The 6,653-nt window shown below is 69.8% G+C and carries 9 protein-coding genes; 3 read left to right on the top strand and 6 right to left on the bottom strand.

The annotated features are described in order from the left end of the window. On the bottom strand, positions 1–890 hold an 890-nt coding region (locus ACTJIY_RS06820; protein WP_440673406.1), incomplete at its 3' end, for a hypothetical protein. Positions 891–1,403: 513 nt separating this feature from the next. Between ACTJIY_RS06820 and wecB the strand changes: the two genes are divergently transcribed. After that, positions 1,404–2,591 (top strand): non-hydrolyzing UDP-N-acetylglucosamine 2-epimerase, encoded by a 1,188-nt coding sequence (gene wecB, locus ACTJIY_RS06815; RefSeq protein ID WP_440673407.1) that lies wholly within the window; start codon positions 1,404–1,406, stop codon positions 2,589–2,591. A gap of 12 nt (positions 2,592–2,603) precedes the next feature. After that, complete coding sequence (locus ACTJIY_RS06810) at positions 2,604–2,828, top strand: hypothetical protein (protein WP_253054891.1); 225 nt, start codon at positions 2,604–2,606, stop codon at positions 2,826–2,828. 246 nt (positions 2,829–3,074) lie between these two features. Here ACTJIY_RS06810 and ACTJIY_RS06805 read toward each other — a convergent pair whose 3' ends face one another. Next, entirely contained in the window at positions 3,075–3,731 is a 657-nt protein-coding gene (locus ACTJIY_RS06805) for an RNA polymerase sigma factor (RefSeq protein WP_253054889.1), read from the bottom strand. A 352-nt stretch (positions 3,732–4,083) separates the two neighbouring features. Between ACTJIY_RS06805 and ACTJIY_RS06800 the strand changes: the two genes are divergently transcribed. Beyond that, on the top strand, positions 4,084–4,476 hold the full coding sequence (locus ACTJIY_RS06800; protein WP_353706854.1) for a hypothetical protein: 393 nt from the start codon (positions 4,084–4,086) through the stop codon (positions 4,474–4,476). Positions 4,477–4,548: 72 nt separating this feature from the next. Here the strand turns inward: ACTJIY_RS06800 and ACTJIY_RS06795 are convergent, their stop codons facing one another. The 4 genes from ACTJIY_RS06795 to ACTJIY_RS06780 all read right to left on the bottom strand — a co-directional run bounded on the left by ACTJIY_RS06795 (position 4,549) and on the right by ACTJIY_RS06780 (position 6,522). Further along, positions 4,549–4,722, bottom strand: a complete 174-nt coding sequence (locus ACTJIY_RS06795) for a hypothetical protein (protein ID WP_440697224.1) — start codon at positions 4,720–4,722, stop codon at positions 4,549–4,551. Further along, the gene (locus ACTJIY_RS06790) at positions 4,719–5,552 is read right to left on the bottom strand and encodes a class E sortase (RefSeq protein ID WP_439157833.1); all 834 of its coding nucleotides are present in this window, start codon (positions 5,550–5,552) and stop codon (positions 4,719–4,721) included. The genes ACTJIY_RS06795 and ACTJIY_RS06790 overlap by 4 nt, the downstream gene beginning before the upstream one ends. Before the next feature lie 344 nt (positions 5,553–5,896). After that, positions 5,897–6,136 (bottom strand): BldC family transcriptional regulator, encoded by a 240-nt coding sequence (locus ACTJIY_RS06785; protein WP_253054881.1) that lies wholly within the window; start codon positions 6,134–6,136, stop codon positions 5,897–5,899. Further along, complete coding sequence (locus ACTJIY_RS06780; RefSeq protein WP_353706851.1) at positions 6,133–6,522, bottom strand: hypothetical protein; 390 nt, start codon at positions 6,520–6,522, stop codon at positions 6,133–6,135. Before ACTJIY_RS06780 ends, ACTJIY_RS06785 begins: the two co-directional genes overlap by 4 nt. Positions 6,523–6,653 lie beyond the last annotated feature (131 nt).

The following is a 6,653-nucleotide window of genomic DNA, read 5'->3' as shown; positions in this document are numbered from 1 at the left end:
GGGGGCTCAGGTGCCTCGGAGGTGAAGGCGAACTCGATGAACCCCTGACCACGCGCCGCATCTAGAAGATCCAGCGCCTGAACGGTCTGGCCCTGGATCACGTAGCCGCCGGAGAGGTTGTTCTCGCACGCGGGGGTGGTGTCGGCGCTGTTGGAGGCGTTGGTGCCGACGCCGATCCAGCTGGGTGTGGTCACGTTGTACGTGACCGAGTTCGAACCGTTGGACACCTGGCATTCGTGCAGGTTGACGTACCGGTTGCCGACGAGGTCCAGCGCTTGGACGTTCTGCCCCTGGATCACATAGTTGCCGGAGAGGTTGTTCTCGCACGCGGGGGTGATGTCGGCGCTGTTGGAACCGCTGGTCCCGATCCCGATCCAGTTCGGGGTGGTGACGTTGTAGGTGACCGAGTCCCTCCCGTTGGAGACCTGGCACTCGTGCAAGTTGAGGTACCGGTTCCCGAGAAGGTCGATCGGCTCCACGTTTTGCCCCGAAACGTAGTAGCCGCCGGAGAGACTGCCCTCGCATGAGGCCGAGCTGTCTGCCGAGTTGGAGGTGTTGGTTCCGACGCCGATCCAACTGGGCGTGGTGACGTTGTACGTCGCAGCGTTCTGGCCGTTCTGCACCTGGCACTCGTGGAGGTTGAGGTAGCGCTTGGTGCCGTTGCGCAGGATGCCGGTCTGGGAGGCGTTGGACTCGCCGTTGAACCCGGCCGAGGGGGAGACCTGGAGGTTGTCGCCGGACCAGACGGAGTCGGTGACGGCGACGGCCTTGGTCTCGGCACCGACGGTACCGGTGGTGACGTCGGAGCCGGGGGCCAGGACGTTGCGGGTGGTGCCGGGGACGTAGGTGAATCCGTCGGGGATCTGGGTGGTCAGGGACGTGCCCGTCACCGGGGTGTCCTTGGTGGTGTCGTAGAACAGGCGGGCCAGGACCTGCTGGCCACGCTCGGCGGTGACGGTGTCGGTCCAGGTGGTCCCGCCGTCGACGGAGTAGAGCAGGTTGGACTGGGTCTGGTCACCGGTGGCTGGTGCCGCGGTCGCGAGGGTGGCGCTGCTGAGGGTGAGTCCTGCGCACAGGCCGATGGCGGCTGTGGCGCGGGCGGCGCGTCCTAGGGAGTGGCGCGCCCTTGTTCTCAGTCCCCTATCTGCGCGGGGGGGGGGGTAAAGGTCATGTCTTTTCCCTTTCCGTGTGCCGGTCTGTGGGCGCGTGTGTGCCGTGACCGGGTTGGGCTTGCTCTGGGGTAGACGGTGGGTCGGGGGTGTGTCTGACGGCGTGAACCGCAGGGTGAGCCCATCGACCGAGCCCGGCCTGTATCGGCATGGCATCCCCCCGTCATTGCGCTCGGTCGTTCTCGTCTGTCCCGCTGCACGGGGCGTTCCGGGACGATGACGAGGAGCAAGACGATGAGCACTGATGGCAGCCGGCGCAGGATCGCCGTGCTCTACGGGACGAGGCCCGAGGCGGTGAAGATGGCGCCCGTGGTGGCGGCGTTGCGGTCGTCGCGCGATCTGACGCCCGTCGTGGTCACGTCGGGTCAACATCGCGAGATGCTCGACCAGGTGAACGACCTGTTTGGGATCGTTCCGGACCACGATCTCGGGCTCTTGCGGCACGGCCAGTCGCTTGACGACGTCGTGGCCGGCGCTCTCCAGGGTTTCGGTGCCTACCTGGACCGTCACCCGGTCGACGCGGTCGTGGTACAGGGGGATACGAGCACCGCCTTCGCGGGGGCGCTCGCCGCGTACCACCGTCAGATCCCGGTCGTGCACGTCGAGGCCGGCCTGCGGACCGGTGACGTGTACTCGCCGTTCCCTGAAGAGGGAAACCGAAAGTTCGTGGGGTCGGTCGCGGCGCTGCACTGCGCCCCGACCGAGGCTGCGGCCCACAACCTCTACGTCGAGAACGTTCCGCGCGAGAACGTCGTCGTCACGGGCAACACCGTGATCGACGCCCTGCTGCGTACGGTCGAGCGGCAGGGCTCGACGGGCGACCCGGTGATCGATGTGGCCGTGTCCCAGGGGCGCCGTATTGTGCTCGTCACTGCGCATCGTCGTGAGTCGTGGGGTGCGGGGATCGGGGAGGTCGCGGGAGCGTTGGTCCGCGTCGCCAACCTCTACCCGGACGTTCTCGTGGTCCTCCCGATGCATCGCAACCCGCTCGTGCGAGAGATCGTCGTCCCGATCTTGTCCGAGGTGCCGAACGTCCACCTGACCGAGCCCATGGACTACGCGCCGTTCTGTCATCTGCTCGCGCGCTCGACCGTCGTGGTCACGGACTCGGGTGGCATCCAGGAGGAGGCGCCGGCGGTCGACGTGCCAGTGATCGTCACGAGGGACACGACGGAGCGGCCCGAGGTCGTCCAGGCCGGCGGCGCGGTCCTCGTCGGCACGGACCAGAACCGCATCGTGCGCACGTTGCGCGAGCTGCTCACGAACGAGCAGTTCCACGCCCGCATGGCTCGTGCCGAGAACCCGTTCGGGGACGGTAGGGCGGCCGAGCGTACGGTGATCGCGCTACGAGCGATGCTCACAGCGCGTGGAGCGGCCACCGATGCCGGGGCGGCGGACCGCGCCGAGATCCTGGTCTCGTAGGTAGTGGTCGCGATGACGCTCTGGGGAGCGACGAGCGATCCTGCCGACCCGGACTGCGGTCTGCTGACGTCCTCGACCGCGTCCCGGCTGTTCGGCGTGGACGAGACCGTCCTCGTCGAGCTCGGTCGACGCGGTGCGTTGCGCACCCTGCGAGCATCGGACGGGCGCGCGCTCTACACGGCGGGCGACCTGCTCGATGTCGTGCGCAGCGGGTCCCCGCGGGAGAACGACCGATGACGGCGGACCTTCCTACCTACACGGAGACGTGGCCTCTCCTCACCTCGGCAGACCGGCGTCGCCTGGACGAGCTCGACGCGGCGCAGCGGGAGATCCTCGAGCGGCTCCTCGCGGTGCCGGCGGACGAGGTCGACGCGCCGCTGTTCGCCGAGCTCCAGGTGGAGAGACTGCGGGTCTATCGGACGGTGGTGAGTCACGCGGGCGGCAGATCGTCTCCGCCGCCCGCGGGATAGCGCTGGTGCCGGCTCAGAGGCCGGCCGCCTCCGCGCCTCGCAGTCGCGCGGCCGTGCGGCGCGCCTCCCGGTTCGCGTCCATCGTGCGACGCACCGTCGCACGAGCGCGGACGAGGAGCGCGGAGACGGCGTTCGGAGTCGTGTCGAGCTCGGTCGCGAGCTCTGCCACGGTCCGTCCGGCCATGGCGACCTGCCAGAGGACGTAGCGCTGGCGTTCCGAGCAGCCGGACATGCCCTCCACGGCCTCGTCCAGCTCCACCGAGCTCGTCGCGTGCGAACCGAGGTCGTAGGCCGAGGGGACGTCGACGGCCTCGTCGATCTCCACCGTCGGGAGCGTCTTGCGTCGAGAACGGTCGGTGGCGGCGTTGCGCACGGCCCGGGCGATGTAGGTCCGTGCGTACTCGACGGGTCCCTGACCGCGTCGGAAGAGGATGAGGATGCGGGTGAAGGCCTCCGCCGCGAGGTCGTCCGCTTCCCACTGGGAGCGGGTGTAGCGGCGGGCGACCACCAGGGCGTACGGGTAGTGCCTGCGCCAGAGCTCGGCGACCGCCTCCTGGTCTCCCTCGCGTGCACGCTCGCAGAGCACGGTGTCGGTATCGCCCGTGTCGAGGTGGCGCGGTGCATACCGGCGCCCGGTCGTCGTCTGCTCGTCGGTAGTGCTCAGGTCCATCCGTGGTGCCCCGTCCTCAGATGCTCGTCGTGGCCGCGCCGCCGCCCCGACGAGGCAGGTCGTGTGTGACTTCACCCACTGAGATGCGAGACGGTGCACATCGTGTCGCGGATCGAGGTGGTGATCGAGAGGGTGATTCAACATGCCCGGAAGGGGTGAGGCAGGGATGCTCTCGTGCGGTGTCGAGGCTGGTCAGGGTGTTGGGGGTCGGACGAGAGCCGAACGGCGGGTGCATGAGGCGGGGCGAGGGACGGTGCCGGGATGCGGCACCATCACACGTCGGGCCACGTGAGGACGGAGGCGACACGAGTCGTCCTCCGGAACGGAACGGTTGGACAGGGGTGGATGGAATGTGCCTGAGGAGAAGCACGTGACGGTGCGGGAGAGCGTGGCGATCTGGGCAGCGGGGACGGCCGTGGTCGTCATGCCGCTGAGCGCGAGCGTGTGGGACACGGAGGCCGACGCCGCAGCAGACGACGGGTACTGCCCGGTGCGCGTGGAGTGGCTCCAGGAGCTGCGCACGACGTTGGACGCCGATCACCAGGTGGTCTGTGCGCCGCTCGAGGATCCCGACTGGCTGGTCCTCCCGGAGGCAGACCTCGCGCAGGTCCGCCGTGTCCTCCGGGAGGAGGGGTACGACGTCGTGGTGGCCGACCCCGTGGCGGAGATGCCCGGTGCCGGGGGTGCGCCGGTAGAGCTCGAGATCGACGATCTTCTCGGGAGCGTTCCGCTGCCCGAGCAGTGAAGGACGGACGCCCCCCCCGCTTGCGCCGCGGTCCTCGACGCGCTCGGAGCCGCCACGAGAAGCCGGATCCGCTCAGTCGGCGGCGTCGGTCTGGATGTTGGGGTCGTTGAACGGCATGTACTCCGACAGGAGCGGGAAGAGCCACTCGAAGCACGCGAGCACGACGGCGGCCAGCAGGACGAGCAGGATCCCCGCCCGGACCCACGCGGGCCCGGGCAGCACGCGCCACAGCGCCCCGTACATCACGCGCTCCCTTCGGCAGCAGGCGCCGCCTGACCGACCAGGTCCGGCGGCGTGCCGTCCTCGACCGGCATCCAGTAGTCGAGCTTCGCATTCACGATGAACCGGGCCACGAGCGAGTTCAACCCGATCGGATGGCACGTCGTCAACGTCAGATACCGCTCCGTGGGCTCGACGCCCGGCTGCCACGGCACCGGGGCCACGGCCTCCACCTGGTCAGGCTTGACCGCCTGCAGGTGGTCCACCCGGTACACGTACCAGATCCCACCGGCCTCCACGACGATCGGGTCGCCGACCTGCAGCTCCTCCACGTCGTGGAAGATCTTGCCGTACGTCTGCCGGTGGCCCGCGAGGGAGAAGTTCCCGACGTCGCCCGGCATGACCGTCTCCGCGTAGTGGCCCGCCTGGCCCTGGTCGAGGATCGTCCGCTTGTCCGTCCCCTCCGCGATCGGCATCATCTTCCCGTCCCACCGCGGCACGTACAGCGTGCCCCACACCTCGCCCAGCGCCAGCGCCTCCATGACCGGAGGCTCGTCCCGCCGGACGGTCGTCGCGACGTCGCCCGCGTCCGGCGTGGGCGCACCCATCTCCTCCAACACCTGCGCCTGCACCCGGTCCGCCTGCACGTCCGTCCACCACAGCTGCCACACCACGTACAGGCCCAGCACGATCCCGAGCGTGATGAGCAGCTCCCCGAGAACACCCACGACCGACGACACCGCACCACGCCCGGAGCCCGGTCCGGTGGCGGCGCGACGATGGTGCGGAGGGGGTGGGGGGAGCGGACTCCCGGCGGCCATCTCCTCGAGCTGGTCCCACAGCGTGGGATGCGTCATGGTCTGCTCCTCGTCCGCAGAGGCCCCCGAGGCGTGCCTCTCTGTGAAGACAGACTGGTGAAGCGGACGATCATGGCGGACCACCGTGGGTGAACTGGCAGGTGAAGCTTGTCGGTAGCGTGCCGCGCCCCCGTCACGCAGGGAGCCACCGGGCGTCGCTCGAACCCGCGGACAGGGCGCGGTGGGACGGACGCGCATCTCGCGGCCGTCCGTGAAGCTGGGGAGGCCCCGCAGGGCCTCTGAGCTTCTTCAGCTGCCCAGCGCGAGCAGCAGGGAGGCCGCGACGCAGCAGAGACCCGCCGCGCAGACGGCGGCTGCGAGCCATGTGCCGAGTCGCGATCCCGTCACGACGGTGTCTCGCTCGTCCGGCCGGTGCGTGCGGATTCGATCAGGCGCTCGATCTCGTCGGCGTCGAAGCGTCGGTGGCCACCGAGCGTCCGGACGGACGTGATCTTGCCCGCCTGGGCCCAGCGGGTGACGGTCTTTGGGTCGACCCGGAAGAGAGCCGCCACCTCGGCCGGGGTGAGCAGTGACGGCCGTTCGCCCTCGTCGCGGCCCGCGGCCGCGCGTCGTCGTGCGATCATGCGGCGGCTCCTACGGCCGTGGCGGGCACGGGGTCGAGGTCGTCTCGGTCGAGCGGCTCGGCCGAGCGGAAGGCTCGCGCGAGCAGCGGGTCTCGTACCCCGAGATCGGGCTGGGGAAGCCACGCGAGCAGTGCGAGATCGAGGTCGTCGGCCACTGCCGCCGCAGCGCGCGCCCGGCAGCCCGGTGGGACGCCGAGCGCGCGGAGCGTCGCGCACAGGTCCTGCACGGCCAGGTAGAGAAGGGCCGCGTCCGCTCCGGCCGCGTAGGCCTGGCACAGCGGCACGATAGCGTCGACGACCGTCCTGCTGAACAGGCCGGTACGCCGCCAGTGCAGGCGCTCCACCCGGTTCACGTACGCCCCGATCTCGTGCACGAAGTCATCCACGCCCGTCCGCCTCTCTCCGGTCGACCCCCCGCTCCACATCAGACGTCGCCCGCGCTCGTTGCGACCGGTCGGACGAGGGTGATGAGTGGGATGAGATCGGGCGAACACGGCCGAACCGGCCCGAGCAGGGC

It is taken from the genome of Cellulosimicrobium sp. 22598 (assembly GCF_052044445.1).
GTDB classification, from domain to species: Bacteria; Actinomycetota; Actinomycetes; order Actinomycetales; family Cellulomonadaceae; genus Cellulosimicrobium; species Cellulosimicrobium cellulans_G.
The sequence above is the reverse complement of the archived record's forward strand: the minus strand, read 5'-3'. Positions and strand labels throughout refer to the sequence as shown.

What these genes read in the sequence shown, in the direction of transcription:
- wecB (WP_440673407.1), top strand. Translation starts at nt 1,404, where the DNA reads ATGAGCACTGATGGCAGCCGGCGCAGGATCGCCGTGCTCTACGGGACG.
- ACTJIY_RS06810 (WP_253054891.1), top strand. Translation starts at nt 2,604, where the DNA reads ATGACGCTCTGGGGAGCGACGAGCGATCCTGCCGACCCGGACTGCGGT.
- ACTJIY_RS06805 (WP_253054889.1), bottom strand. Translation starts at nt 3,731, where the DNA reads ATGGACCTGAGCACTACCGACGAGCAGACGACGACCGGGCGCCGGTAT.
- ACTJIY_RS06790 (WP_439157833.1), bottom strand. Translation starts at nt 5,552, where the DNA reads ATGACGCATCCCACGCTGTGGGACCAGCTCGAGGAGATGGCCGCCGGG.
- ACTJIY_RS06785 (WP_253054881.1), bottom strand. Translation starts at nt 6,136, where the DNA reads ATGATCGCACGACGACGCGCGGCCGCGGGCCGCGACGAGGGCGAACGG.